This is a genomic window from Acinetobacter sp. 1125_18A, assembly GCF_052824985.1.
In genome coordinates this window covers 252,253-278,447 of record NZ_VTDG01000006.1, presented here as the reverse complement: position 1 = coordinate 278,447, position 26,195 = coordinate 252,253, and the positions used below count along the sequence as shown (strand labels likewise).

General features: G+C 37.7%; 19 protein-coding genes. 13 read left to right on the top strand and 6 right to left on the bottom strand.

Features of this window, described 5'->3' with window-relative positions:
* Positions 1 to 88 precede the first annotated feature (88 nt).
* The 3 genes from rpoC to FY049_RS13190 all read left to right on the top strand — a co-directional run bounded on the left by rpoC (position 89) and on the right by FY049_RS13190 (position 5,534).
* Entirely contained in the window at positions 89 to 4,282 is a 4,194-nt protein-coding gene (rpoC, locus tag FY049_RS13200) for a DNA-directed RNA polymerase subunit beta' (protein WP_004718473.1), read from the top strand.
* 83 nt (positions 4,283 to 4,365) lie between these two features.
* Positions 4,366 to 4,929, top strand: a complete 564-nt coding sequence (locus FY049_RS13195) for a hypothetical protein (protein ID WP_224964584.1) — start codon at positions 4,366 to 4,368, stop codon at positions 4,927 to 4,929.
* Between the two features lie 248 nt (positions 4,930 to 5,177).
* Positions 5,178 to 5,534, top strand: a complete 357-nt coding sequence (locus FY049_RS13190) for a DNA transfer protein p32 (RefSeq protein ID WP_166783009.1) — start codon at positions 5,178 to 5,180, stop codon at positions 5,532 to 5,534.
* Between the two features lie 178 nt (positions 5,535 to 5,712).
* On the opposite strand, the gene FY049_RS13185 is transcribed toward FY049_RS13190, so the two are convergent.
* Positions 5,713 to 6,201 (bottom strand): PaaI family thioesterase, encoded by a 489-nt coding sequence (locus FY049_RS13185; RefSeq protein WP_004818511.1) that lies wholly within the window; start codon positions 6,199 to 6,201, stop codon positions 5,713 to 5,715.
* Between the two features lie 119 nt (positions 6,202 to 6,320).
* Here FY049_RS13185 and FY049_RS13180 point away from each other — a divergent pair, with 119 nt between their 5' ends.
* The 6 genes from FY049_RS13180 (at position 6,321) to FY049_RS13155 (ending at position 12,757) form a co-directional block, all read left to right on the top strand.
* Positions 6,321 to 7,196, top strand: a complete 876-nt coding sequence (locus FY049_RS13180) for an alpha/beta fold hydrolase (RefSeq protein ID WP_446083822.1) — start codon at positions 6,321 to 6,323, stop codon at positions 7,194 to 7,196.
* Between the two features lie 145 nt (positions 7,197 to 7,341).
* Positions 7,342 to 8,760 carry a Na+/H+ antiporter family protein gene (locus FY049_RS13175; protein ID WP_151956252.1) on the top strand — a complete coding sequence of 473 codons (1,419 nt, stop codon included), beginning with the start codon at positions 7,342 to 7,344 and terminating at the stop codon, positions 8,758 to 8,760.
* A gap of 380 nt (positions 8,761 to 9,140) precedes the next feature.
* A complete protein-coding gene (locus tag FY049_RS13170) occupies positions 9,141 to 9,752 on the top strand; it encodes an OmpW/AlkL family protein (protein WP_016539694.1) in 612 nt (203 codons plus the stop codon).
* A 168-nt stretch (positions 9,753 to 9,920) separates the two neighbouring features.
* Positions 9,921 to 10,262 (top strand): lysozyme inhibitor LprI family protein, encoded by a 342-nt coding sequence (locus FY049_RS13165; RefSeq protein WP_004818519.1) that lies wholly within the window; start codon positions 9,921 to 9,923, stop codon positions 10,260 to 10,262.
* Positions 10,263 to 10,354: 92 nt separating this feature from the next.
* A complete protein-coding gene (gene htpG / locus FY049_RS13160) occupies positions 10,355 to 12,286 on the top strand; it encodes a molecular chaperone HtpG (protein WP_056516508.1) in 1,932 nt (643 codons plus the stop codon).
* A 60-nt stretch (positions 12,287 to 12,346) separates the two neighbouring features.
* Positions 12,347 to 12,757 carry a hypothetical protein gene (locus tag FY049_RS13155; RefSeq protein ID WP_446083820.1) on the top strand — a complete coding sequence of 137 codons (411 nt, stop codon included), beginning with the start codon at positions 12,347 to 12,349 and terminating at the stop codon, positions 12,755 to 12,757.
* An 81-nt stretch (positions 12,758 to 12,838) separates the two neighbouring features.
* Here the strand turns inward: FY049_RS13155 and FY049_RS13150 are convergent, their stop codons facing one another.
* Both FY049_RS13150 and FY049_RS13145 read right to left on the bottom strand, forming a co-directional pair.
* The gene (locus tag FY049_RS13150; protein ID WP_035372393.1) at positions 12,839 to 13,984 is read right to left on the bottom strand and encodes a hypothetical protein; all 1,146 of its coding nucleotides are present in this window, start codon (positions 13,982 to 13,984) and stop codon (positions 12,839 to 12,841) included.
* 1,165 nt (positions 13,985 to 15,149) lie between these two features.
* The gene (locus FY049_RS13145) at positions 15,150 to 15,851 is read right to left on the bottom strand and encodes a DsbA family oxidoreductase (RefSeq protein ID WP_004718454.1); all 702 of its coding nucleotides are present in this window, start codon (positions 15,849 to 15,851) and stop codon (positions 15,150 to 15,152) included.
* A 191-nt stretch (positions 15,852 to 16,042) separates the two neighbouring features.
* On the opposite strand from FY049_RS13145, the gene FY049_RS13140 reads away from it, so the two are divergent.
* Together FY049_RS13140 and FY049_RS13135 are read left to right on the top strand one after the other, a co-directional pair.
* Positions 16,043 to 16,792 (top strand): hypothetical protein, encoded by a 750-nt coding sequence (locus FY049_RS13140; protein WP_446083819.1) that lies wholly within the window; start codon positions 16,043 to 16,045, stop codon positions 16,790 to 16,792.
* A gap of 17 nt (positions 16,793 to 16,809) precedes the next feature.
* Positions 16,810 to 17,658, top strand: coding sequence for a DKNYY domain-containing protein (locus tag FY049_RS13135; RefSeq protein WP_446083818.1), 849 nt, complete (start codon positions 16,810 to 16,812; stop codon positions 17,656 to 17,658).
* 12 nt (positions 17,659 to 17,670) lie between these two features.
* On the opposite strand, the gene FY049_RS13130 is transcribed toward FY049_RS13135, so the two are convergent.
* Positions 17,671 to 18,036, bottom strand: a complete 366-nt coding sequence (locus tag FY049_RS13130) for a MerR family transcriptional regulator (protein ID WP_105714613.1) — start codon at positions 18,034 to 18,036, stop codon at positions 17,671 to 17,673.
* Positions 18,037 to 18,275: 239 nt separating this feature from the next.
* Between FY049_RS13130 and FY049_RS13125 the strand changes: the two genes are divergently transcribed.
* On the top strand, positions 18,276 to 18,785 hold the full coding sequence (locus FY049_RS13125; protein WP_154129327.1) for a hypothetical protein: 510 nt from the start codon (positions 18,276 to 18,278) through the stop codon (positions 18,783 to 18,785).
* Positions 18,786 to 18,948: 163 nt separating this feature from the next.
* Positions 18,949 to 21,882, top strand: coding sequence for an HD domain-containing protein (locus tag FY049_RS13120; RefSeq protein ID WP_446083817.1), 2,934 nt, complete (start codon positions 18,949 to 18,951; stop codon positions 21,880 to 21,882).
* Between the two features lie 52 nt (positions 21,883 to 21,934).
* Here FY049_RS13120 and fadA read toward each other — a convergent pair whose 3' ends face one another.
* Both fadA and fadB read right to left on the bottom strand, forming a co-directional pair.
* On the bottom strand, positions 21,935 to 23,107 hold the full coding sequence (fadA, locus tag FY049_RS13115) for an acetyl-CoA C-acyltransferase FadA (RefSeq protein WP_004718442.1): 1,173 nt from the start codon (positions 23,105 to 23,107) through the stop codon (positions 21,935 to 21,937).
* 12 nt (positions 23,108 to 23,119) lie between these two features.
* Positions 23,120 to 25,273 carry a fatty acid oxidation complex subunit alpha FadB gene (fadB, locus tag FY049_RS13110; RefSeq protein ID WP_004718440.1) on the bottom strand — a complete coding sequence of 718 codons (2,154 nt, stop codon included), beginning with the start codon at positions 25,271 to 25,273 and terminating at the stop codon, positions 23,120 to 23,122.
* Positions 25,274 to 26,195: the final 922 nt, after the last annotated feature.

Sequence of the window (26,195 nt, the reverse complement as noted above, 5' to 3'; positions counted from 1 at the left end):
GGATCAAGGGGGATTAAAATTCAGTGAAAAAACAATATTTGTGACCCAGTCGTAGCCTGAAAAGCGCTTCGACACACGGAGAAAAAAATTGAAAGACTTGCTCGATATCATGCGCAAAAAGACGGATTCAGATGGTCACGCTCCAGTAGAGTTTGACCGTATCCGTATTGGTCTTGCGTCACCAGAAATGATTAAGTCATGGTCTCACGGTGAAGTTAAAAAGCCAGAAACCATTAACTATCGTACGTTTAAACCAGAACGTGATGGTTTATTCTGTGCCAAAATCTTTGGTCCAGTAAAAGATTACGAATGCTTGTGTGGTAAATACAAGCGTATGAAATATAAAGGCGTCATTTGTGAAAAATGTGGCGTTGAAGTAACAACTGCAAAAGTTCGTCGTGAGCGTATGGGTCACATCGAGCTTGCTTCTCCAGTTGCGCATATTTGGTTCTTGAAATCATTACCAAGCCGTATCGGTTTATTACTTGATATGACTTTACGTGATATCGAACGTGTATTGTACTTCGAATCTTATGTGGTTACTGATCCTGGCATGACGCCAATGGAAAAGTACCAACTTCTTAACGATGAAGAATACTTCACTGCGTTAGAAGAACATGGTGACGAATTCAGCGCGAAAATGGGTGCAGAAGCAGTTCAAGATTTGTTGAAAGACATCGATCTTGAAGCTGAAATTTCTCGTTTACGTGAAGAAATTCCAAACACAACTTCAGAAACGAAGCTTAAAAAAGCCTCTAAACGTTTGAAGTTGATGGAAGCGTTCAAAGAGTCGAACAACAAGCCAGAATGGATGGTGATGAATGTACTTCCAGTACTTCCACCTGATCTTCGCCCGTTGGTACCGCTTGAAGGTGGTCGTTTCGCGACTTCTGACTTGAACGATCTTTATCGTCGTGTGATCAACCGTAACAACCGTTTAAAACGTCTTCTTGACCTTGCTGCACCAGACATTATCGTACGTAACGAAAAACGTATGTTACAAGAGTCTGTAGATGCGTTATTGGACAATGGTCGTCGTGGTCGTGCTATTACCGGTTCGAACAAACGTCCGCTTAAATCTTTGGCAGATATGATCAAAGGTAAGCAAGGTCGTTTCCGTCAAAACTTACTTGGTAAGCGTGTTGACTACTCTGGTCGTTCGGTAATTACTGTAGGTCCAACTTTACGTTTACACCAATGTGGTCTTCCGAAGAAAATGGCACTTGAATTATTCAAGCCGTTTATCTTTGCTAAGCTACAAGCTTCTGGCCAAGCAACAACCATTAAAGCTGCGAAGAAAATGGTTGAGCGTGAAACTCCTGAAGTTTGGGACGTTCTTGCATCTGTAATTCGTCAACATCCAGTGATGTTGAACCGTGCGCCAACACTTCACCGTTTAGGTCTTCAAGCATTTGAACCTATTCTAATTGAAGGTAAAGCGATCCGTTTACACCCACTCGTTTGTGCTGCGTTTAACGCCGACTTCGATGGTGACCAAATGGCGGTTCACGTTCCATTAACACTTGAAGCTCAATTAGAAGCTCGTGCGTTAATGATGTCGACCAACAACATCTTGTCACCTGCCAACGGTGAGCCGATCATCGTACCTTCTCAGGACGTTGTCTTGGGCTTGTATTACATCACACGTGATGCAATCAATGCCAAAGGTGAAGGCATGGTGTTTGCGGATACTCACGAAGTAAACCGTGCACTTGCAACAGGTCAAGTTGACTTACATGCACGTGTAAAAGCACGTGTACACCAAACAGTGATTGATGAAAACGGTAACCGTGAGCATCAAACTATTGTTGTAGATACGACACCTGGTCGTTGCTTACTTTGGGAAGTTGTTCCTGAAGGTATGGATTTCCAACAAATCAACGTTGAGATGACTAAAAAGAACATCTCTAAGTTGATTAACTCTTGCTACCGTAAATTAGGTTTGAAAGATACAGTTATCTTTGCTGACCAATTGATGTACTTGGGCTTCCGTCAAGCAACACGTTCTGGTGTTTCTGTGGGTATGGAAGACATGTTGATTCCGCCACAAAAACAAGCAATTATCGAAAAAGCAGAAGTTGAAGTTCGTGAAATTGAACAACAATTCGAGCAAGGTTTCGTAACTGCGGGTGAGCGTTACAACAAAGTTGTCGATATTTGGGCGCGTACAAACGACCAAGTTGCCAAAGCGATGATGGACAACTTGTCATTCACGACTGTTAAAAACAAACAGGGTGAAGACGAGAAGCAAAAATCATTCAACAGTATCTATATGATGTCTGACTCAGGTGCCCGTGGTTCGGCAGCTCAGATCCGTCAGCTTGCAGGTATGCGTGGTTTGATGGCGAAACCAGATGGTTCGATCATTGAGACACCGATTAAAGCCAACTTCCGTGAAGGTTTGACAGTACTTCAGTACTTCATTTCAACACATGGTGCGCGTAAAGGTTTGGCCGATACAGCACTTAAAACAGCAAACTCTGGTTACTTGACACGTCGTCTGGTCGACGTTGCGCAAGACTTGGTTATTACTGAGCCAGATTGTGGTACGCTCGAAGGTCTTGTAATGACTCCGTTCATTCAAGGTGGCGATGTCATTGAGCCATTAAGTGTACGCGTATTAGGACGTGTAACTGCTGAAGACGTGAAAAAAGCGGGTTCAGATGAAGTTGTTCTTCCACGTAACACATTGATTGACGAAAAAATCGCGGCGTATCTTGAAGATGCGGGTGTCGATGAAGTTAAAGTACGTTCAGTTGTAAACTGTGCTTCGACTTTCGGTGTATGTGCTAAATGTTATGGTCGTGACTTGGCGCGTGGTCACTTGGTAAATCCAGGTGAATCTGTCGGTGTTATGGCTGCGCAATCAATTGGTGAACCTGGTACACAGTTAACCATGCGTACATTCCACGTAGGTGGTGCTGCAAGCCGAACGTCTGCTGCAAATAGCGTACAAGTACGTAACAAAGGTACAGTTCGTTTCCATAACGTTAAAACTGTTCAACATGCCAAAGGTCACTTGGTGTCTGTTTCACGTTCAGGTGAAATCGGTATCGCTGATGATTTAGGTCGCGAACGTGAGCGTTATAAACTTCCATACGGTGCGTCTATCTTGATTAAAGATGGTCAACCTGTAGAAGGCGGCGGTATTGTTGCAACTTGGGATCCGCATACACATCCATTGGTTACAGAAGTTGCTGGTAAAGCACGCTTCAGCCAAATTTCGGATGGCGTAACTGCAACATCGAAAACTGATGATGCAACGGGTATGACCACTGTTGAAATTTTACCTGTAACAGCACGTCCTGCTTCTGGTAAAGATTTGCGTCCTGCAATCGTGTTGGATACAACCGATGGCGGCGAACAGTTCTACTTCTTGCCACAAAACACGATCGTAACTGTTCGTGATGGTGAGACGATCGGTGTTGGTGACGTTATTGGTCGTGTGCCACAAGAAACTTCACGTACTCGTGATATTACCGGTGGTCTGCCACGTGTAGCTGACTTGTTCGAAGCACGTAAGCCGAAAGAACATGCAATTCTTGCTGAAATCTCAGGTGTTGTAAGCTTTGGTAAAGAAACTAAAGGTAAGAACCGTTTAGTGATTACCCCAGATGATGGCTCTGAAATTTATGAAGAGTTGATTCCAAAATGGCGTACCATTAACGTGTTTGAAGGTGAGCATGTGAACCGTGGTGAAACCATTTCTGATGGTCCACAAAACCCACATGACATCTTGCGTTTGAAAGGTGAAGTTGCATTAACCAACTACATCGTGAACGAAGTTCAAGACGTTTACCGCTTACAAGGTGTAAAAATCAACGATAAGCATATCGAAGTAATCGTTCGTCAAATGTTGCGTAAAGTTGACATTACCGACGGTGGCGATACAAGCTTTATCAAAGGCGAACAAGTGGATTACATCCGCGTTGTGGGCGAAAACCAAGCGGTATTGGCTCAGAACAAGTTCCCTGCGAAGTATGAACGTCAATTGATGGGTATTACCAAAGCATCGCTTTCTACTGACTCGTTCATCTCTGCTGCATCGTTCCAGGAAACAACACGTGTGTTAACTGAAGCGGCTGTAACAGGTAAAGAAGATGATTTACGTGGCTTGAAAGAAAACGTTGTTGTAGGTCGCTTGATTCCAGCAGGTACTGGTCTTGCATACCACTTAGAGCGTCGTCGTCAAGAAGCAGAGGCTGCAGAGCATGAGCTTGTAAATGACTTCTCTGAAGTTGATCAAGCATTCTCTCAAGCTTTAAACGAAGATTCTTTCTAAGTTAAACAGCTTTTGAAATGAAGAAGACGCCTTAGGGCGTCTTTTTTTATATACTGAGTAGACCTCAGTTACAAACATTAAAAATGGCAGTTAAAATTAGAAATATATGGATAGTTTTACTGGCAGTCATGTTCGTTCCAGTTTGCTTGTTGATGTTTTTACCAGCTCAGCCAGAAATGAATTGGCAGCACGATGTATTTCAATTCATCACAGAAAAATTAAAGATTCAAACGGGAAGGTTTGGTCCCTTGGCTTTTTATACTGTATCGGTGACTGCATATTTTTCACTATTGAGCAGCATTTGGGCCGTTTTTTTATTTTGCATGATTTGGCAAGAAGAGCGTGAAACTACACTTCAAACAACGCCCCAGACAGCGCAGTTTAAGTTGTGGGATGGAGTGCTTGTGGTTGTATGTATTCTTGGGTTTATCTGGTTTAGTTTTTTGATGATGCAATGGCATTTCGCAAAACATGATATGAGTGTAGGTTTAGGTCGAAATGGTTATTTATTCCAATCCTTGTATCAATATCAACTAGGTGTTGTTTTTGCTGAACTCTTTTTTATGCTTTTCTTGGTATTCAGCCAGCTTGCAATCTTGATGCTTGTTTATGCAAGTTATCATTTTCTCAAAGAAAAATTTAAATAAACAAAATTAAGATTTAATATAAGGTATTTAATGATTAACTCATTGTTATTATTAGCCTTATTAAATATGGTATTTTGATAATAATTTTCTTATTAACATGAATGTTATTTAAATTCGATTGTGCATCTTTGATAATTAAAGACTACAAATGGCAACATGAAAATTTAATTTAATCCATAAATTAGTGTTTTCATACAATCAGTCGTAATCAATTGCATTTGTAAGTTCAGATAGAAAGGATGAATAACATGAAAAAAATAGTAATGACTATGATGTGTGTGAGTTTACCTATTGTGATGCTTACAGGTTGTGAAAACATGTCAGCAAATGATAAGCGTATTGCTTCAGCGGCCCTTGGTGGTGCTGTTGGTGGTGGTGTAGGTAATCATGCAGGTAATGGTGTTGGTGCTGCTGTTGGTGCAGGCGGTGGTGCAGCTGTAGGAAGCAAAGCTAACAATGGTTCAAATCGCAATGCAACCTATAGTGGTGTCGGTGCGGGTATCGGCTCAGTGATTGGTAAGGGAGTTCTTGGTGGTGATGCAGGTGCTGCAATTGGTGGTGCAATTGGCGGTGGTGCTGGTGCTGCTATTGAGCAAAATAAGTAAGCGTCTAAACCCAATAGCAAGTACTTAATAAAAGTAAGCGCAACGTTTTAGCATTGCTGATTACGTGATGCGCTTATTTTTATCTCTATTCATATCTAACTTTAAAAGACCAGCCTACCTCAGCACTATTGTGGCATCTATTTATATTTGGCTTTAGCAAGACTGATTTAAATCTTGTTTAGCGTTTTAAGGGGTGTGGGTTTTTACGACGGATATATACGGTTTTTTGTACCTCAGCAATTCTTAAACCAGAGTCATCAAAAATATTCACGGTATAGTTACGATAGACTGGGCTATAGTTTTCCGCTAAATCTTTGACATGTTCGATTTCAATGGCATCTAAACGGATATCTGCATAAACCGTACTACGTCCAGGAGAAAGGAAATTGATGCTTGCGGTTTTATCCCAAACCATATATTTCGGGCCAAGATGATGCATTAAAAGAAGCATATAAAATGGATCAACCATTGAATATAAACTACCGCCAAAGTGCACACCAACAATGTTTTGATTGCTATGTGTCAGTGGCATTTTGACCCGAACATGATAGTTTTTTAGATCAATTTTTTCGATTTCAATCCCTGCACCTTTATATGGAGAAAAATGATTCAACATAAATTTGGAAACAAATGGGATTGTCTGTAGTTTTTTGATTAGCGCATTCATGGTCAATTCTAGTTATCGATTTTTAAACCATAATAAAGAACTGAATGGAATGTGGCATTGATCCAAATGCCCTCTACAACGAAATCACAGCCAATGGTAAAACAATAAAAGGTGACTCAATGCAAGTGCAAACTTATTGGATATCCACACAAGATAAGCAAAAACTTTATGCAAAAACATGGGGTAATGCTGAAAACCCTGCATTGGTTTTGGTGCATGGCTATCCTGATAATCAGGAAGTTTGGGAACCGATTATTGAACAATTGATCTCAAAATTTTACATCATTACTTATGATGTGCGTGGGGCAGGGCAGTCTTCTGTACCGAAACGAATTCGTGATTATGCTTTAGCACGCTTATCTTTGGATTTAGAGTGCGTGGTAAATGAGCTATTGCCCAATCGTAGTTTTCATCTTGCAGCGCATGATTGGGGCTCGATTCAGTCGTGGGAATCTGTGACTGAACCTAAATTTAAAAATCGTATTTTGTCTTATACCACCATGTCTGGACCTTGTTTAGATCACGCTGCTTTTTGGATGCGTGAACAGTTTCTACATGAAAAGCCTAAATTTTTTAAGCAGTTATTTAAATCTTGGTATATCGTCGCATTCCAGTTACCATTTCTTGCACCGACCGTTTGGCATTTCTTTAGTCCACAACGCTGGGGCGCAATTTTAACGCAACTTGAGAAAAAGAAAGGCTTACCGTTAAACCAAAATATTGCTAAAGATGGTGAACATGGTATCGGTCTATACCGTGCTAACTTTCTACCACGTTTAACTCGACCACGTCAGCGTTATGCAGTATGTCCTGTGCAGGCGGTTGTATTGTTAAGAGATAAATTTGTAAGCCCAGAATTGATTGATGAAGTGCCTAAATGGGCAACAGATTTTGAACGTGTAGAAGTTGATGCAAACCATTGGGCGATACTTAGCCAACCACAAGAAATTGCACAATATATTCAAGAATTTGCACTCAAAAATAGTGAGAGTTGATTTACTCAAAGTGATGATTAGTTCTTGTAAGAATAGGCCATGTTTTCACATGGCCTATTCATTTTATGACCAATTCGACTAAATTACAGCTTCATTGTAGTGAATCTGATAAAATATCGGCTTTCAAATTTTCGTAAATTTCTCCATGAATGCTGTCGTTATTGCGATTGCCGTGATGTTTATCTTGTCACTGGCACGAGTTTCTGTTGTTTTAACATTGGTTATTTCAGCAATTATAGGTGGGTTGGTTGCAGGTTTAAGTCTGTCAGATACAGTTACAGCATTTAATGCGGGCTTAGGTGATGGTGCAGAAGTTGCCTTGGCATATGCAGTATTAGGCGCTTTCGCTTTGGCACTTTCAAAGTCAGGCTTGCCCGATTTATTGGCATATAAACTGATTGGCTTACTCGGTATGGAAGCCACGCAGAAACAAGCAACCAAAGTAAAATTCTTATTATTGGGTATTTTACTGATTGCAGCGATTTGTTCACAAAACTTAATCCCTGTGCATATTGCGTTTATTCCTGTACTTGTTCCACCGCTATTAAAAGTGATGAATCACTTGAAACTCGACCGTCGTGCCGCAGCATGTGTACTGACCTTAGGTTTGGTCGGCACATATATCTTCTTGCCTGTAGGCTTTGGTGCAATTTTTCTTGAACAAATTCTGATGGGGAATATCAACAAAATTGGCGCTGCTTATCATCTACATGTTGAAAGAAGCATGATGCCTATGGGGATGGCCATTCCAGTATTAGGTATGGTGATTGGTACCTTATTTGCTGTTTTTGTCAGTTATCGTAAACCACGCATTTATGCTGATCGTAATGTTGCGCCAATTACCACGATTGATTTAGATAAACCACTTCGTGCGGTAAATGTTGAAGTATTAAAAGCCGATGGCATTGCCTTAGAACAAGCTGCAAAGCAAGAAGCCCCTGTGATTGCCAAGAAAACTATTGTTATGGCATTGCTGGCAATCGTTCTAACACTGATCTCTCAGTTGTATTCAGGTTCGATGATTCTTGGTGGATTGGTCGGGTTCTCTGTTCTCTCTGCCGCAGGGATTTTTAAATGGCAAGAAGCCGATGATGTTTTTGTACAAGGGATGCGTATGATGGCATTGGTCGGTTTTATCATGATCTCTGCCGCGGGTTTTGCATCCGTGATGACCCATACTGGGGATATTAATCAGTTGGTCAACGGTGTTGTTCATTTGATTGGTGACAATAAAGCGCTAGCTGCTTTCTTGATGTTATTTATTGGTTTATTTGTAACGATTGGAATTGGTTCATCATTTTCAAGTGTGCCTGTACTTGCAGTCATTTATGTGCCTTTATGTGTACAATTCGGCTTCTCTCCACTTGCAACCGTTGCTCTGATTGGTACTGCGGCAGCATTGGGAGATGCGGGTTCACCAGCTTCAGATTCGACCTTAGGGCCTACTGCTGGTTTGGGTGTAGATGGGCAACATGATCATATTTGGGATACGGTTGTTCCAACATTTATCCATTTTAATATTCCATTATTGGTGTTTGGTTGGATTGCTGCGATGGTTTTATAAGCCGGCATTGATCAAACATAAGGGGATTCATTAAATGATTGATGAATCTCCTTTTTTTATGGTTATTTAGTCTGAAATAACTTGTGTTTGTGAGAAATTTCCTATAAATATTAAAAAAACAAAATAATAGTTATGATTTTATTTATTTAAAATAACTAACCAATCGATAATATTATCTTGATTAGAATACTTGGTTTTAATTAAATAATCTTGATTAATTAAGTTGGATTTAAAAACCAACCGTATTGATATGATTAAAATAAATTTACTTATATAACAATTATTTGAAAATATATTATAATTTTTGATTTAAATAAATGTTGCAATATTATTAATACCTATGTTTAATGTTTATTAATAACAACGCTGGGGTATTTATAATGTTAAAGCAAACTGCTCTTATTGCATTAATGGCAATTTCTTCTGCTTCATTTGCAGATTGGCAAGTCAAAGTTGGTGGTTCGGTGATTGCACCAACACAAGACACCAAAGTTGCTGGTGTTGGGACTGTGAAAGCAGACCATGAATATGCTTTTACGCCTTCTGTAGAATATATCTTTGGTGAAACACCTTTCTCTGCGGAAGTTTTATTAGCTACACCAATTAGCCACGATGTGAAATTAGATGGTGAAAAAGCAGTTAACCTTAAACACTTACCACCAACAGTAACGTTTAAATATAACTTTAAAAACTCTACACGTTTTACACCGTATATTGGTGTTGGTGGTACAGCATTCCTTGCATGGGATGAGGAATCATCTGGGGCATTGGCGGGCACTAAGGTTAAAGTTAAAGAAGATTTTGGTTTTGCTGGTCAAATCGGTTTTAACTTCCAACCTGCTGATGCAAAAAATTGGGGTGTTTTCTTTGATGCCCGTTATGCTCAATTAAGCCCAGAAGTGACTGTTAAAGCGGGTAATACTACTGCTGCAAAATTTGATTTAGATATTGATCCAGTTATCTATACTTTGGGTTATAGCTATAGATTCTAAGTTCGCTTTAGAATCATAAAAAAACTCGGTAAATTTACCGAGTTTTTTTATTTTTACAGAGCCTTATATATTGAAACAAGAAGCAATAAAAAATAGTTATTTTTAGCTATATAAGCGCCGATTAAATCCATTTAATCTATCAGAACATCAATAAGACTTTGACATGATATGAAAAATTTAATTTTTATAATATTTGTAGGGTTAAGTAGCAGCACTATAGCCAATGCTGCAAGTTTTAATTGTGAGCATGCTCAGACCAAAAGCGAACATGCCATTTGTGAGCATCGCAGTTTAAACGATGCAGATGTCAAAATGGCGACCACCTATACCATTATCCGTAAACTCGTTCCGATGGGAACACGGGGCGTGATACAAGATCAGCAAGTGAAATGGTTACAACTGCGCAATCAATGTCAGGACAATCTACGCTGTTTAACCGATGCGTATCAGATGCGGCAGCAAAAACTAGAAATTTATATGAATCGAGTTTACCAACAAGGGCCATTTTAAAAAAAATTAAATTTTCCTATTGAAATATGCTTAAACCACTCCATTTCTAATGCATTCAATAAAAAAGCGTTATGAATTTACGGAGTGATTTTATGAGTGAACAGAATGTACAACACAGTTCAAAAAAGCATAGCTTTCAAGCAGAAGTGGCTCAGCTTTTACATTTAGTGACGCATTCACTTTATTCTAACCCTGAAATTTTCCTACGCGAGCTGATTTCAAATGCTTCAGATGCATGTGATAAGTTACGTTTTGAAGGAATTAACCATCCTGAATATTATGAGAATGATCCAGACTTACATGTTCGTGTAAGCTTAGATAAAGATGCCAAAACAATCACCATATCAGATAACGGTATCGGCTTAAGCCAACAGGAAGCAATTGATAACTTAGGGACGATTGCTAAATCAGGTACCAAAGATTTTATGTCAAAGCTATCTGGTGACCAAAAAGCAGATGCGCAACTGATTGGTCAGTTTGGTGTAGGTTTTTATTCTGGTTTTATTGTTGCTGATAAAATTACCGTTGAATCTCGTCGTGCAGGTTTAGATGCCTCAGAAGGTGTACGTTGGATCAGTGGCGGTACGGGTGATTTTGAAGTTGAACAAATTGAGAAGACTTCACGTGGAACATCGATTATTTTGCATTTACGTGATGATGCGCTGGATTATTTAGAATCTTATAAAGTTAAACAAATTATCAATAAATACTCTGACCATATCAGCTTACCTATCGAAATGCAGAAGGAAGTTTGGCAGGAAGAAGAAGCTGCTGAAGGCGAAGAGAAAAAACCAGGTCATTATGTTAAAACAGATGAATGGGAAGCGATTAACTCAGCAAGTGCTTTGTGGACACGTAGCAAAGGCGAAATTACTGAAGAGCAGTATGTAGAATTCTATAAGAATTTAACCCATGACTTTGATGCACCATTGGCTTGGGCACATAACCGAGTTGAAGGCAGCACTGAATATACCCAATTGCTTTATATTCCAAGTAAAGCACCAAGTAATATTTTCACACGTGAAGCTAAAGCAGGCATCAAACTTTATGTAAAACGTGTATTTATTATGGATGATGCAGACAATCTGATTCCAAATTATTTACGTTTTGTACAAGGTGTGGTGGATAGTGCTGATCTGCCGCTTAACGTAAGTCGTGAGATTCTACAAGAAAGCCGTGATGTGAAAACCATCCGTGAAGGAAATGCACGTCGTGTATTGACAACACTGGATGCTTTAGCAAAATCAGAAGATCAAGCTGACCAAGACAAATTTAAAACCTTCTATGCTGAATTTGGTTCAGTAATCAAGGAAGGTTTAGGTGAAGACTTTGGTAATCGTGAACGTATTCTAAAACTTTTACGCTTCTCTACTTCGAGCAATGATGAAGTTTCAACATCATTGGAAGCGTATAAAGCACGCATGAAAGAAGGGCAAAAAGCCATCTATTATGTGACTGCCGATAGCTTAGCGGCTGCAAAAAACTCACCACAACTTGAATTGTTCCGTAAAAAAGACATTGAAGTTTTGCTTATGGCAGACCGTGTTGATGAATGGGCGATGGAGTTTGTGCATGACTTTGATGGCACACCTATGCAAAATGTCGCAAAGGGTGCAGTCGATCTTGGTGATTTACAAGATGCTGAAGAGAAAAAAGCACTTGAAGCTGCTGCAGAACAGTTTAAACCTGTGGTTGAAAAGCTCTCTGATTCATTAAAAGCCAAGACCAAAGAAGTGCGTGTGACAACGCGTTTGGTGGACTCACCAGCATGTCTAGTGACCAGCGATGGTGAGCTTTCTCCACAATTGATTCGTATGTTAAAACAAGCGGGTCAGGCTGTACCTGAATCTAAGCCAATTCTGGAAATTAACCCAGAACATCCTTTAGTGAAAAAATTGGAAGGTTCGGCACAGTTTGATGATTTAGCCAATGTGATCTTTGATCAGGCAGTAATTGCTGAGGGTGGTTTACCTGATGATCCTGCGGAATATGTAAAACGTATTAACAATTTATTGCTTAAATAAGTCGTCATTTGTTTTAACAGAGCCTATCTTAGAGATAGGCTTTTTTATTAATAAGATTAAATGAATAAATTTAAAAGAATTCAATGTATAGGCTGTTCTGTATTACTCAGTTTAGCTACAACAGTAGTGATGGCATATGAACTTCCAGCTGTTGAAAAGCGCAATGCAAATACCACAGATCTTTCAGTACATAACGCCATGTTCTTACGACAAAACACACAGGCAGCTGTGATTGGTATATTGAAAAAAAATGGTCAGAACTATGAACTTGCAGCTAGCGATGGGAAAGGGGGAATGGCGTTACCGATAGCAGTACATCCAAGCCTTAAAATAGACGATGCTTTAGTCGATAAAGAAGTTAGGGCGATTGGGCGAATGACTTACGAAACAATGTATATGCCAAATTCAAGCGACTTTGGTCCCGCTTATAGTTTTACTTTTGAATTGTTTTCAATTGCCTCATTGAATTAAAAGGATATAGCAGGCGTTTTATAAACAGCAGTGGATAAGTCGAAACTTATCCACAGTTCAGCTTAAAGATTCAGCTTATGCTTAAAATAACGCTTCTAAACGGACCAAAGCACTTGGGAAATGGCTACGATCTTCACGACGATCATTAAAATAATTTAAATCACCTTGTACGTAAAACCATTCACGCCAAACAGGTTGTCGCCAAGACACAAAAGGCCCCCAACTGTTTAATTTAAGATCATTATCATTATAATAACCGCCAGTGTAGATACCGTAGTTAAAGCGATTGTTTTTAAAGAACTGATGTTGACGATAAGTACGGTTATCCCAAGTTAAATCATCGTCTTGTTCATCTGCATACGTCACATAGAATTGGTTAGAAATAAAGGGCTGATTGGGGCGAGCATGGGTTAGCTCTAAGTTGGTTCTTAAATAGTTTTCACTGTCGATTCCATAGCGATAAATTTGTTCTGCATGAAAAGTAAAATCATTCCCCAGTTTCCAATCCTTTTGGGCCTTTAAACGTGCATAAATATCATCGCCTGAACGAATACCAAGGTCTGCATCTATGTCAAAAGGTAAGCGTTTAGAAAGCTGTGACCAACGTAAAGCAATCGAGCTGTTATCATCACGAATTTGTTTTCCATCCACTCGTTTATCTGGATTGCCATCAGCATGATTGTTATTGATCGCAATATTATTGGAAATTTCATCATCTAATGAATCATCACCAAAGACCACACTTAAACGGTTTTCAAGTGTGGGTAATTTTACTTTCCCTCGAATACGTGGATTGACATCATAACCATCATGTTTGTTCCATTGATTATCAACAATGATCCGCAACGTTGCTGATGCTGGATGTGCCGGATCAGTTTTTCCAAACCAGTTGTCCATTTTATTGGCTGTACGGTCTGCCCAATTGCTAATCTTTTTCTGCTTTTTGTCGGCCCAAGTTTGATCTTCTGTCGCATCTGTTGGAGGAACAATAACCTGATCAGATTGTTCAGGAAAAATGGTCGGTGTTGAGTCAACAATTTTTGGAATATAGTTGAGCAAGCCGATCTCATTTTCTTTGGTGGTGGCTAAAGAAGGTTGCTGATCGACTTTCCCCGTTTTAGCATTCGCTTCAAGACTGCTATTTACTTCTGCAAATGCAGCGTTCCCAAAAAAACCGCCTAATATTAAGACATAAGGTAGTTTTGAGAAGATTGATATTTTATTCATATGCACACTTCTTAAACTTTGAATCATTCAGTTTTTAATTTTCAGTATAACTATGCCTTAAAAAAACACTGAATTTCAATGGAATCGCTATTTTAAGTACAAAAAACATAAATTTATTTAAAATGAAACGCATTCTATCAGCGATATCGCGAACCAAAGCGCAGTTTAAGCTGTTTTTTAATAGATCAGTGCTTTTATTATCCACAGCCCAATTGTAGTAAAACTTTTAAGCTAAAAATTCTTTTGCGTATTGAAAGTTCCTTCTCCCTCTGGGAGAAAGCTAGGATGAGGGGGATTTTATGTTGATTTATAGTTTTAAAAAGGACTTATGAAAGAAGCCTAATATCGTCAATCTATCAAAAAATTTACACAAAAGAATATAATTTCTCTTAATTAATATTTTTAGTAAAATCAATTGAATGGAAAATTTTTTGATTATAAAAAGCTTGCAATGCCACACCTTACATTCAAAGTTTAAATCTTTTTGCGTAGGTGATGCCTCCCTTTTTAGAGATAAAAAGGGACAAAAATCTTTTGCTGGGCGAGGGGTACGTCCTATACCCCCGCCCAACAGCGACATCCCTGTCGCCCCACGATAGGATAACCATCTATGATTCAAAAGCACAAAAACGAATTGATAACTAATAGTTTTAAAAAGCTCATACAAAAATATAAGCTTCATTTCTGATCAATCACTTGATGCAAATCACTTGTATTAATAATTAGGTGGTTTGACTATAGCTGCCATGCACGTTTGAAAATCGAGAATGAAGAAAAATTATACGCTGTTGTGGATAACTTTAATTTTATCCTCAAGGCCGATTTTATTGTGGCATAAACAAAAACACCTCAAAAAGGAGGTGTTGTGTCTTAAAAAAATAAGAAAATTAAAAAAGAAACTACAGCGCATGAATTTCGTGGGAACGAAAAATATTTACAGATCTTAGTCTAAGAAAAAGGTGATGAATAGTTCCTTTTCTGCAACGCTGTATTGCAAAAATGGCACGTAAAATTTTAAAAAATGACCCATTAAAAATAAAGCGTAGAAATCATTAGTATATTTTTATGATCAGTTTATGTTGGTTTTTTAACCATTTTCTTAAATATTACTATGCTTATTGAATACTGAAGAAACTCCTTCAAGGAATTTCTCCAGTAGCTGATTTTATTTGTTTGGAACTTCACAAGAGTCATCAGCACAAACAGGGCCATCCTGTTGCTCGATCTCAGCATCATTTGCAGTTTCCAGGGCTTTTTCTAACACTTGTACAAAGACTTCACGTGGTTGAGCACCCGCTAAAGCCACACGTTGATCAAAGACAAAGAATGGTACACCTGTTACTTTTAATTGTTCATGAGCAACTTGTTCATCGAATTTTACAAAGTCAGCATATTCTTCAGAGTCTAGAACATCATCAACTTCGATCGGATTTAAGCCAATACGAGATGCGACATCTTCAATTGTTTCACGCTCACCAATCGGTAGGCCTTGTGTCATATAGCTATAGAAAAAAGCTTCTTCCGCTTCTGAACCTAAACCCTTACTTTGTGCAAGGTGAATGATACGATGGGCATTAAAGGTATTTCCTGAGTTGGCATTTTCCCAGTTAAATTGGATGCCTTCTTCTTTTGCCATTGCTGCAATATTGCGTTGCATATCTTCGACTTCAGGGATGCTACGTCCATATTTTTGCGCAAGACGTTCAGAGTTTGAAACTTCTTGACGCGTAGGTGCTTCAGGATCAAGTTCAAAACTGTGCCAATGGACTTCAAGTTCAATACCTGCTTGTTCAGCAGCAGCTTCTAAACGTTTTTTACCGATATAGCAAAAAGGACAAACCACATCTGACCAAATATCTACGCGCATGGGAAATCTCTACAATCTAATTCTGGATTATGATGGGGTTTGTTTGCATAAATTTAAAGTGAAACTTTTAAGCGATGCTCATTTTAAGCTTATTCAGCAAAGGTTATTTATTGTTATTTTGCATAATTAATATACAAAAAAGAGTCGCTTAGGATATTCTAAGTAATCTATAAGGATGTTCGGAGCTTGGTATGCGTCGACTTTTGATTGTTTTCGGTATCATTTTTCTGGCTGTTATTGGATTTTTCTACTATGACCATAGTTCAATAAAGAATGAAGAAGCCAATCGTCAAGCATTTGATTTGGTGATGACTGAAAAAATGCGGCAACTTTCTGAACAAGCCCAAGACCGTTCTAAACCAGTAAATATTGATATTCATGATAATCGGCTCAAAGGTGATTACAAAACCTTGTCTGAGTTTTTATTGAAATATTGGGCCAAGAATGTTGATACACGAAATACTTATTTAAATCAGCTTGCAGCAGCCAAATGGGATCATTTTTTAGATGTAAATCGTTTGGATGCAGACCGTAAACAGAACTATGTAGAAACAACACAGATGCTGGTGACTGTACGACAGGCAATGCAGCAATATCAGCAAAAAAATCGACAAAATAAAACCGAGGCTTTAAACGAATTAAAAAAAATAGATTTGCGTAAAGACCTCAAGAAACCACTACAGGATAAGCTTGAACAGAATGCTGAACTTGACCTTGAAAATACCTTAATCTTAAATGAGCTACAAATTTTAGGTAAAGCTGAAACCATGTTTGATTTGTTAAAAAAATATGAGTGGCAGAAGCAGGGCAATCAAATTTTGTTTAAGGAAGATGCTCAAGTGAAACAATTTAATCAGTTATTTCAGGATGTACTGAAATTGAATAGCCAAATCAATCAGAAAAAAGAGCAAAATGCGGAAGTATTAGAAGAAGCCTTGTAAATTTTAGAAGTAAATGAATGAAAAATATAAAAGTATGCCTGTTTTTTGCAATATGTACACTGCTATTGCTGGGTGGAATTGGCTATGTCTACCAGACGCCAATTCTCGTTCAGCAGGATTGTAAAAGTGTTGCTTTATATCGTTATCATTTTGGTGTTTATCAAATTGATCAAGACACAATTCTGGATGCCGATACTTATAAAAAGGTTTATGGATGGAAGCATTTTTTAGGCTTAGCCCCTATTTTATGTGCTGAACAAATTGAGTATGACCAATGTATCGTGGAGGAAAAGCAAGCGGCTTTAAATGCTGAGCAGGAAAATCAGCAATGGACGCTTGTGCGGGACAATTTATATATCAATCCTCAACGAGAATTGGCTTTAAAGTTTCCTTATGCAAATCGTTGTAGCATGTTTCTATCTGAACATGTTCTGCCCAGCAAAAGCCTGTCGATCATGGGTGAGCGTTTTTATCGACATTTGGGTTTTGGTGGTGAAGATGGGCCTTCTTTGAATGACACTATAGATTTAGCGAGCTTCAAGCAGTTAAACCCTTCTAATTTGTATAAAGATAAACGGCATGTTTATCGCTACTTTAGCATGCTGGATGGGGGCAGTTTTTCTATTTTAGAGGGTGCAGATGCCAGTAGTTTTGAGTTGCTCGGAGATTGTTATGCAAAAGACAAGCACAATATTTATGAAGAACGTTTTGGCAAACTTGACGATGCTGATTATGCAAGTTTTAAAACTAAATCTGATGCGGGATGTATGGCACAGGATAAAAATGGCTATTGGTTTTGGAATGATCGAAAAGCTTGGAAGGATATGAATAGTGAAGAAAAAGAGCGAGTCAAAGCGCTTCAATGAGGTTGATCTCGATTAGCGCTTGGTTTCTTCAACTTTTCCTTGCATTAAAAAAGATGCTAATAAGCTTTGAGATTTTTTGAGTTTGGCTAATTTTTCTGAAATATGTTCTAACTCCATTTCTAATGTCTCTTTGGCAACTGGGCATAAGGTAAGTTTTTCCTCAGCCAAATCGAAACATGGCAATAATAATTTAATGTCTTTTAAATGCATGCCGGCATCATTGAGAACTTTAATTTTTTGAATATCCTCGATGTTTGCTTGATTATAATCTCGATAGTGATTCGCTGTTCGTTGCGGACGAATTAATCCTAGCTCTTCGTAATAACGGAGCATTCGCGGGCTGACTTGAGTTATTTCAGCAACTTTAGCAAGATTCATAATAGACCTCTTATAAACTGAAGCGGATCAGTTGGAAAAATTTATCGGTGGCTTTATTCAAGCTGTTGAGTGAGTAAAACCTATTTAATCTTTATTTCAGAATTTTAACAGTATTTACCGTTTATCTGAGCTTTAGTGAATCTCGCTATAATTTGTTATAGCCTATTTAATAGACAATATTAAATGTATTGAATCATTTTATTGAATGTATAGGATGATTTATTTTTTAGGTGAAATGTATGAACTTTATCAAAGTTTCGATACTTGCAACGGCTCTTTCTGTTTGGTTACCCACTGTACAGGCAGAAGAAGTTGCCTCATTGCCTACCATTAAAGTGATGGCGGATTCTGAACTACGTCAAGAAGCTGTAGGTGTTATTCCTTATCAAGAAGATAAGGATGTGCGTAAAGCGTTACAACATCAGATCATTAAAAAAGAGAATGAGATCCAAAATTATGTGATAGGCGATAATTTTGCTGTGCTTGATATGCAGCCTAAAGCCTCTGAACCGAATATAAATCAAATTTCTTCACCATTACTTAGAGAGTATGTTTTGGCTGTGGCTGCTGGTTTACAGTCCTCTGATCCTACAGCAGGTTTGTTTACCATGATGGAGCCACTTTCGATGGGGATGAATCGCGAGAAAGCCTTAGAAGCGGTACGTAATGGAACTTTTAAGTTGAATATCGATGCTGACCGTTTAGATTTGATGTTAGGTGATAAATGGCGAAGTGGCTTACCGAAGTGATTCGTTATTTAAAATTTTGATTATTTCATTAAGCCAATCTGTTGATTGGCTTTTTATTGATTATGAATCTAAAATTTGAGTGAAAAGAATAATCGTCTAAATAGTGATTTAATTAGAATATTTGTTAGTATATCAATAAGTTTATAATAATTGATGAATAGCTATGAGCACTAATTTAATAGCCCATTTAAAAAAGAAATGTGAAGAAGATGACAATGTAAAAATTTTACTGTCGCAGTGGGAATTCGATCAAAAGCTTGTAGGTAAAGCTTTAGAAAATATTGGTGGTTTTTATCCACATTTTAGCAATCATAATGCTTCACATTCACAGCAGATTTTAGTCAACATTGAGCGTCTTTTAGGAGACGATATTGATTTGCTTAGTGCAACAGATACTTGGTTAATTCTTGAAGCAGCATATTGGCATGATGCTGGAATGCTCGTGGATGCAGAAAAAGCAAAAAAAGTTCATGATGAAGAAAACTTTAAAAAGATGCTTCATGAGATAGTGCAAAATAAGAGTTCAGAGCTGTATGAGTTTGCTAAAGTTTTTTTAAATGATAATTGGCAAGGTGCGATAGCATTAGAAAAGCATCCGTTTGATGGTGTTGAAAAATATCGACAGTTAATTGCTGAATATTTCCGTAAGGAGCATGCAAATAGAATTGGAAATATAGTTCTAGAAGACTACAAAAATTTAGGAATTAATACACCACGTACAGAGTTACTGCCCACAAGGTTGTTCCGATATTTAGGAAGTATTTGTGTTGGACATGGAATGAACTTTGAAAAAATGATGGAAGTTCTACCCCGTTGTCAAACAGGTTTAGGAACAGAAGATTGTCATCCACTTTTTGTTGCTTGTCTTCTACGATTAGGTGATTTGTTTGATCTTGATGACAATCGTTTTTGCCCTGTTATGGCAAAACATGTCAGTAATATGCCTTCCGTGAGTCAACATCATCATGATAAGCACCTCTCTTTACGTGAGTTTCAGTTGGATAAACGAACCGTAAAGCTTGTCGCTGAATGCCCAGATGAAATGTCTTATGTAGAAACTCAAAATTGGTTTGGGTGGATACGTGAAGAATTTCAAAATCAAATGTCGCAATGGAATTTAATTGTACCTGACTTAAAGTTTGGCTCACTTCCAACTATTGAGCAACTAGAAGTAAGGATGAAGATAGAATATTCAAAGGATATTAGAAAGGAAAAAATTTTACTTAAGAATAAGCCTATGAAGTTTACTATTGATGAAAAAAATGGAATAGAAATATTACAAGGTTCAAATCTATATGCAAATAAAAATAGTATTTATAGGGAATTGATTCAAAATGCGATTGATTCGACAATGATAAGGGTTTGGTTCGAACATAAAGATGAATTAAGAAGATTAAATCCATATCATAAAAGATATTTAGAAATTATAGAGGATTATCAAATATCGGTTGATTTGAAAAAACTAAAAGATATTGATGGAACCTTAGATGCTATTTGGAAATTTACAATTAAAGATAAAGGTATAGGAATTAGTAAAAATGATTTAGTACACATGCAGAATATGGCAGGATCCTATAAGAATTTAGAAAAGATAAAAATGGTAGAAGAAATGCCTATTTGGATGAGGCCTTCAGGAAAATTTGGTATTGGACTTCAAAGTGCATTTTTACTATTAGATAGAGATTTAGATGAGCAAGATAAGAAAATTCAATTTAAAACTTGTAGTTATATAAATAATGAAGTGCTTGAAATAGAGATGTTCTCACCGCTTGGGGGAAAACAGGGATATTGTTTTATTACGAAAATAGATGGTGAACTATATAGAGAATATGGAGCAGAGCTTTCAGTAGTAATAAAGAGTAATTTTGATTTTAGTAGATGGGGTTTCTTAAACTCAGAAAGTGCCGGGAAATATTGGGATAGAGATGTTTTTGATATAAAATGGAGAGAAAAAGAATTAAATAATATTACAAAGAATATTATTGTGAATAGCCCTATTTGTTCGGAAAAAAATATAGAAAATATTCGTTGGGATGGCAAAAATTGTATAGCTTATAAATTTGAGCTAAATAATTTTAGGCAATTTTTGGGTTTTAGAGGGCAAAATACCCGAATTGACAGATATGATAGTAAAATAAGAAAATTATTATGTGGTGTGCATATCGATTTTTATAGCTTAGATCCTTCGGAAGTTCTAAATATTAGTAGAGATCGTTGGAAAGAAAACTTTTTAAAAAAAATTGAAGATGAAATTTTTGAGTATATGGGAAAGTATATATCTGAAAATGACACTAATGAAACATCAATGTTATTAAAAATTTACGCTCATGAGTTTAAGAATTTAAAACTCGAAAATAATAAATTTCGTGATTTTAAATTCGAATTTACTAGTGATGAGGGGACGGAAAATGATAAATGTCTAAATGAACTAGAAGAAATTGAGGAGTTTTATGTGTTTTTTACACCAAGATATCTTCCTTTTAAATTTAGAGTTAATTTTGAAGACTTGTGTGGTAATATAAAATACTTTATTACTAGTCACGAAAAAGTTTTAGAAATTTTTAAAATATTGAAGCACAAGTATCCTGGTGAAGTTTTTAATTCACATAAAATGTATTCTATGAATAAAGATGGGTATATAGGAGTAAGTTGTATTTTTGTTTCAAAATTCAATAACAATGGTTTTGATAAAATTATTGATGAAGATATAAAGTGGTTGGAAATAAAAGATGAAGTAGTAAAAGATGAAATAAAATCTATTAGAGATGTTTTTAGGTTTATTAGGCAAGCTATTGATTCATTGGGTGAAAGTAGTCTTAGAAGTTATTATGATTTATTCGATTTTGAAAAAATTAAAGTTCCAGAAATATTAAATGAATATGAAGATTTAGTTATTAAAGAGCTTGATGATGAAAGGGTTATAATAAATCCCTATCAAGTTATTAATAATCAAATTCAATTAACCAATTTGAGTGATTTATCTATATTGGTTGCTCAATATAAAGGAAGAGAGAAAATTAATTATGAGAAAATATTATCTTCTTATGAAAGTTTAAAAGAGAAAATAGAAGAAGAATGTAAGGAATATCTTAATTAATAAAAATCCCCGCATTAAGCGGGGATTTTATATCTTAGTATTTAATTAAGAATTAAACACGTTCGATAATTGTCGCGATACCTTGGCCAAGACCGATACACATCGTTGCAAGACCGATTTGAGTATCTTGTTGTTCCATCACGTTCAACAATGTAGTGGTGATACGTGCGCCAGAACAACCCAATGGGTGACCCAATGCAATCGCACCGCCGTTTAAGTTGATCTTGTCTTGCTTGTCATAGATGTTCAAGCCTTTCATTACAGAAAGACCTTGAGCAGCAAATGCTTCGTTTAACTCGATGGTTTGAATGTCTTCCATCGTTAAGCCAGCACGTTTAAGCGCTTTCTGTGTTGCAGGAACAGGACCATAACCCATAATCGCAGCATCACAGCCTGCAATCGCCATAGAGCGAATCACAGCACGTGGCTTAAGACCTAAAGCTTGAGCACGTTCAGCAGACATTAACAACATTGCCGATGCACCATCAGACAATGCCGAAGAAGTCGCAGCAGTTACAGTACCACCTTTAGGATCAAATACTGGACGTAATGCTTTGAATGCTTCAAGGTTTGCATCTGGACGGATTACTTCATCGATGTCGCAAAGGATTTTGAAGCCATTGGCATCATGACCTTCAACACCCACGATTTCGTTTTTGAAACGACCTTCTTGAGTTGCAGCCCAAGCGCGACGATGAGATTCAACACCAAACGCATCTTGTTCGTCACGGCTAATGCCGTTCATACGACCTAACATTTCAGCAGTTAAGCCCATCATGTTAGATGCTTTCGCATAATGCTTAGATGCTTCTGGGTTAAGGTCGATGCCGTGCATCATACCAACGTGACCCATGTGCTCTACACCACCGATGATGAATACATCACCTTGGTTGGTTGCAATTTGCGCCGCAGCAGTATGGATTGACTGCATAGAAGAACCACAGAGGCGGTTTACAGTTTGACCACCAACAGTCTTCGGCAAGTCAGCCAATAACACGATGTTACGGCCAATGTTCATACCTTGTTCTAGGGTTTGGTTAACACAACCCCAGATCAAATCTTCAACTTCATTTACATCAAACTGGTTACGAGCAACTAAAGCACGTACCAATTCAGCAGATAAGCTGTCAGCACGTACATTGCGGAACATACCGTTTTTGGTTTTACCCATTGCAGAACGTACGCCATCAACGATGACAACGTCACGTGGATTTAAAGTAGCCATTCACGTTGCTCCTTAACCGTAGAATTTTTTGTTGTTTGCAGCCATGTCACGCAACATTTGTGGCGCTTCATAAGCCTTACCTAAGTGTGCATATTTGTCGCAAAGCGCAACATATTCAGCAACACCTGTTTGGTCGATGTAACGCGCTGGACCACCACGGAATGGAGGGAAACCTACACCCATGATCATTGCCATATCTGCTTCAGAAGCAGTAGAAACAATGTTGTCCTCTAAGCAACGAACAGTCTCGTTACAGAACGCGAGCATCATACGGTCAATAATTTCTTGAGCATCAAACTCGTGCTTTTCAGTTGTTGCCATCGTTGCAACAAGCTCATACGCAGTTGGATCAATAGATTTCGCTTTCTTACCTTTACGATCAAGCTCGTATTTGTAGAAACCGATGTCATTTTTTTGACCAAGACGTTTGTTTTCGTACATGATTTCGATCGCGCCTTTATAGTCAGGCTTCATGCGGTCTGGGAAACCTTCAGCCATAACTTCAGCACCATGCACACCAGTGTCTATACCCACAACGTCGATCAAATAAGCAGGTCCCATAGGCCAGCCGAATTTTTCCATGACTTTGTCAACTTGTTGGAAGTCTGCGCCATCTTTAAGCAGAAGGTCAAACGCACCAAAGTAAGGGAACAATACACGGTTTACAAGGAAGCCAGGACAATCGTTTACAACGATTGGTGTTTTACCCATTTTCTGAGCAAGAACAACAGTTGTAGCAATTGCTTCTTCAGATGTTTTCTCACCACGGATCACTTCAACCAAAGGCATCATGTGAACTGGGTTAAAGAAGTGCATACCCACGAAGTTTTCAGGACGAGTCAATGCATTTGCAAGACGCGTGATTGAAATCGTAGAGGTATTTGAAGCAATGATTGTGTTGTCACGAACTTTTGCTTCTGTATCACGTAACACAGCTTCCTTGATTTTAGGATTCTCTGTGACTGCTTCAATCACGATGTCGACTTCTTTAAACTCGTCATAGCTTAAAGTAGGACGGATACGTGCAAGTGTTTCACCCATTTTTGCAGGTGTCATCTTTTTACGTTCAACTTGTTTAGTCAACAAGCCATTCGCTTCAGACATACCCAAAGCAAGCTGTGGGTTACCGATGTCTTTCATGATGATTGGTGTGCCTTTGCTTGCCGCTTGATAAGCAATACCGCCACCCATAATACCCGCACCTAAAACAGCTGCTTGGTTAACAGGGTGAGCACCTTTCTCATGTTTTTTAGAGGCTTTTTTCACAACTTGGTCATTGATGAATAAACCGATCAATGCACCTGCTTGTGGTGTAATCGCAGCTTTAGCAAATGCTTCAGCTTCAATTTTTAACGCTTCATCACGTTTTTGACTTACACCCGCTTGAAGTGAATCAAGAAGAAGTTTTGGCGCAGGGTATTGAGCAGGGTTTGCTTTCGCAAGGACCACACCTTTAGATGAGTTAAACGCCATCATTTGTTCAAGCATGTCTAATTTAACAGGCTCTAATTTTTCTTGACGTTTTGCTTTCCAGTCTAAACGACCAGAGATTGCTTGTTTAACAAGATCAATCGCAGCTTCTTGGAGTTTGTCAGCTGCAACAACTGCATCTACAGCACCGTCTTTCAGCGCAGCATCTGGACGTTTGTTTGCTGAAGTCGCGATCCACTCAACCGCATTGTCAATACCAATCAAACGGCTTAGACGAACAGTACCACCGAAACCAGGAATGATACCCAGTTTAACTTCTGGTAAGCCTACTGTTGCAGCATTTGACATTACGCGGTAGTCACAGACCAAACACATTTCAAAACCGCCGCCCAATGCAATACCATTGATCGCAGCAACTTTAGGAATCTCTAGATCTTCAAAAGCGTTAAAAATCTCGTGAACAGGCATTGCCCATTCTACAATTGCACTTTCACCTTGCTTAAAGTTTTCACCAAACTCAGTAATGTCTGCACCAACGATAAATGTTGATTTACCAGAGGTAACGATGAGACCTTTCACTTCACTGTTATTTTTTACAGCTTCAATAGCAGCTTTAAAGTCTTCAATCGTTGCACGGTTGAATTTGTTAACCGACTCACCTTGTAAGTCAAAGCGGAATTCTGCAATTCCGTCCGAAAGCAATTGGACGGTAATGGCATTGCCAGCGTGGATCATGCCCTGATCTCCTTTTTTGGAGGACTTCTTAAGTTGATGTTTTGAAGTGTGTATGCAATTCCCGCACACATTTCGACTTCACTAATCTTACGATAACTATATCTAAAAATAACCTAACAAGTTGTATCAAGCCGTGACGCAAGGGTCATCAATTTTTTTTGAATAGAAGATTAAATTAAGCTTTTAAATTTTAAGATTTTTATACTTTTTTTTCATAAATATTTGAAATTTATTTATTTAATGTAAATTCTTTTGTGCCTTTCTTTAGAAAAAGGAATAAGAATAGCCATTCATAGTGATTCATTTTTTTTGTCATTAAGGTCAATTAGTGTAAAATTTAATTATATGTTTAGGAAGCCTTTATAATCTATTGAATGTTTTCTACAGATAGCTAGGAGGCTTTTTTGAGCTACAATAGATAAAACCTTTTAGATTGCTTACTCATATGCCAAAAATATATTCAGAAGACTTACGCAAGAAAGTCATGGAGTTCTACAAAAAGAGCAACCATAAATCAAAATACCTGCACCACTTTCAATATCGCCCGAACAACATTGGATGATTGGATTCTACTTGAACATATAGCTATACCAGACAATAATATTAACTATGGTTCACCAATATTAAAATTTAGCTCGCCCTTATATGGAACTATCTACATGAATATTTTTTTGTATTTTTCACCTAAAATTTAAATGTATAAAAACAATAACATGTTTTTAAAGTTTATGATCCACTTCTAATTTATTTTATAAATCAACTTTAAATATTTTTTTCAATGACCAAATAAATAAAATAGAAAATAAAATTATTTGAATAAAATTTTTCATGGGTTCTAATGATTTAATTTTAACTGTATTAGTTAATGCAATTAATGGAGATTCACCAGTCATTATGGGATGTATGAAATTATGATATGGTG

Bases quoted from the DNA above. Each gene is read 5' to 3' on its own strand.
- FY049_RS13170 (WP_016539694.1), top strand. From the start codon at position 9,141: ATGTTAAAGCAAACTGCTCTTATTGCATTAATGGCAATTTCTTCTGCT.
- FY049_RS13135 (WP_446083818.1), top strand. From the start codon at position 16,810: ATGAAAAATATAAAAGTATGCCTGTTTTTTGCAATATGTACACTGCTA.
- FY049_RS13185 (WP_004818511.1), bottom strand. From the start codon at position 6,201: ATGAATGCGCTAATCAAAAAACTACAGACAATCCCATTTGTTTCCAAA.
- FY049_RS13140 (WP_446083819.1), top strand. From the start codon at position 16,043: ATGCGTCGACTTTTGATTGTTTTCGGTATCATTTTTCTGGCTGTTATT.
- FY049_RS13190 (WP_166783009.1), top strand. From the start codon at position 5,178: ATGAAAAAAATAGTAATGACTATGATGTGTGTGAGTTTACCTATTGTG.
- FY049_RS13155 (WP_446083820.1), top strand. From the start codon at position 12,347: ATGAATAAATTTAAAAGAATTCAATGTATAGGCTGTTCTGTATTACTC.
- FY049_RS13120 (WP_446083817.1), top strand. From the start codon at position 18,949: ATGAGCACTAATTTAATAGCCCATTTAAAAAAGAAATGTGAAGAAGAT.
- FY049_RS13165 (WP_004818519.1), top strand. From the start codon at position 9,921: ATGAAAAATTTAATTTTTATAATATTTGTAGGGTTAAGTAGCAGCACT.
- fadA (WP_004718442.1), bottom strand. From the start codon at position 23,107: ATGGCTACTTTAAATCCACGTGACGTTGTCATCGTTGATGGCGTACGT.
- fadB (WP_004718440.1), bottom strand. From the start codon at position 25,273: ATGATCCACGCTGGCAATGCCATTACCGTCCAATTGCTTTCGGACGGA.
- FY049_RS13175 (WP_151956252.1), top strand. From the start codon at position 7,342: ATGAATGCTGTCGTTATTGCGATTGCCGTGATGTTTATCTTGTCACTG.
- FY049_RS13180 (WP_446083822.1), top strand. From the start codon at position 6,321: ATGCAAGTGCAAACTTATTGGATATCCACACAAGATAAGCAAAAACTT.
- FY049_RS13145 (WP_004718454.1), bottom strand. From the start codon at position 15,851: ATGCGCGTAGATATTTGGTCAGATGTGGTTTGTCCTTTTTGCTATATC.
- htpG (WP_056516508.1), top strand. From the start codon at position 10,355: ATGAGTGAACAGAATGTACAACACAGTTCAAAAAAGCATAGCTTTCAA.
- FY049_RS13195 (WP_224964584.1), top strand. From the start codon at position 4,366: ATGGCAGTTAAAATTAGAAATATATGGATAGTTTTACTGGCAGTCATG.
- FY049_RS13125 (WP_154129327.1), top strand. From the start codon at position 18,276: ATGAACTTTATCAAAGTTTCGATACTTGCAACGGCTCTTTCTGTTTGG.
- FY049_RS13130 (WP_105714613.1), bottom strand. From the start codon at position 18,036: ATGAATCTTGCTAAAGTTGCTGAAATAACTCAAGTCAGCCCGCGAATG.
- FY049_RS13150 (WP_035372393.1), bottom strand. From the start codon at position 13,984: ATGAATAAAATATCAATCTTCTCAAAACTACCTTATGTCTTAATATTA.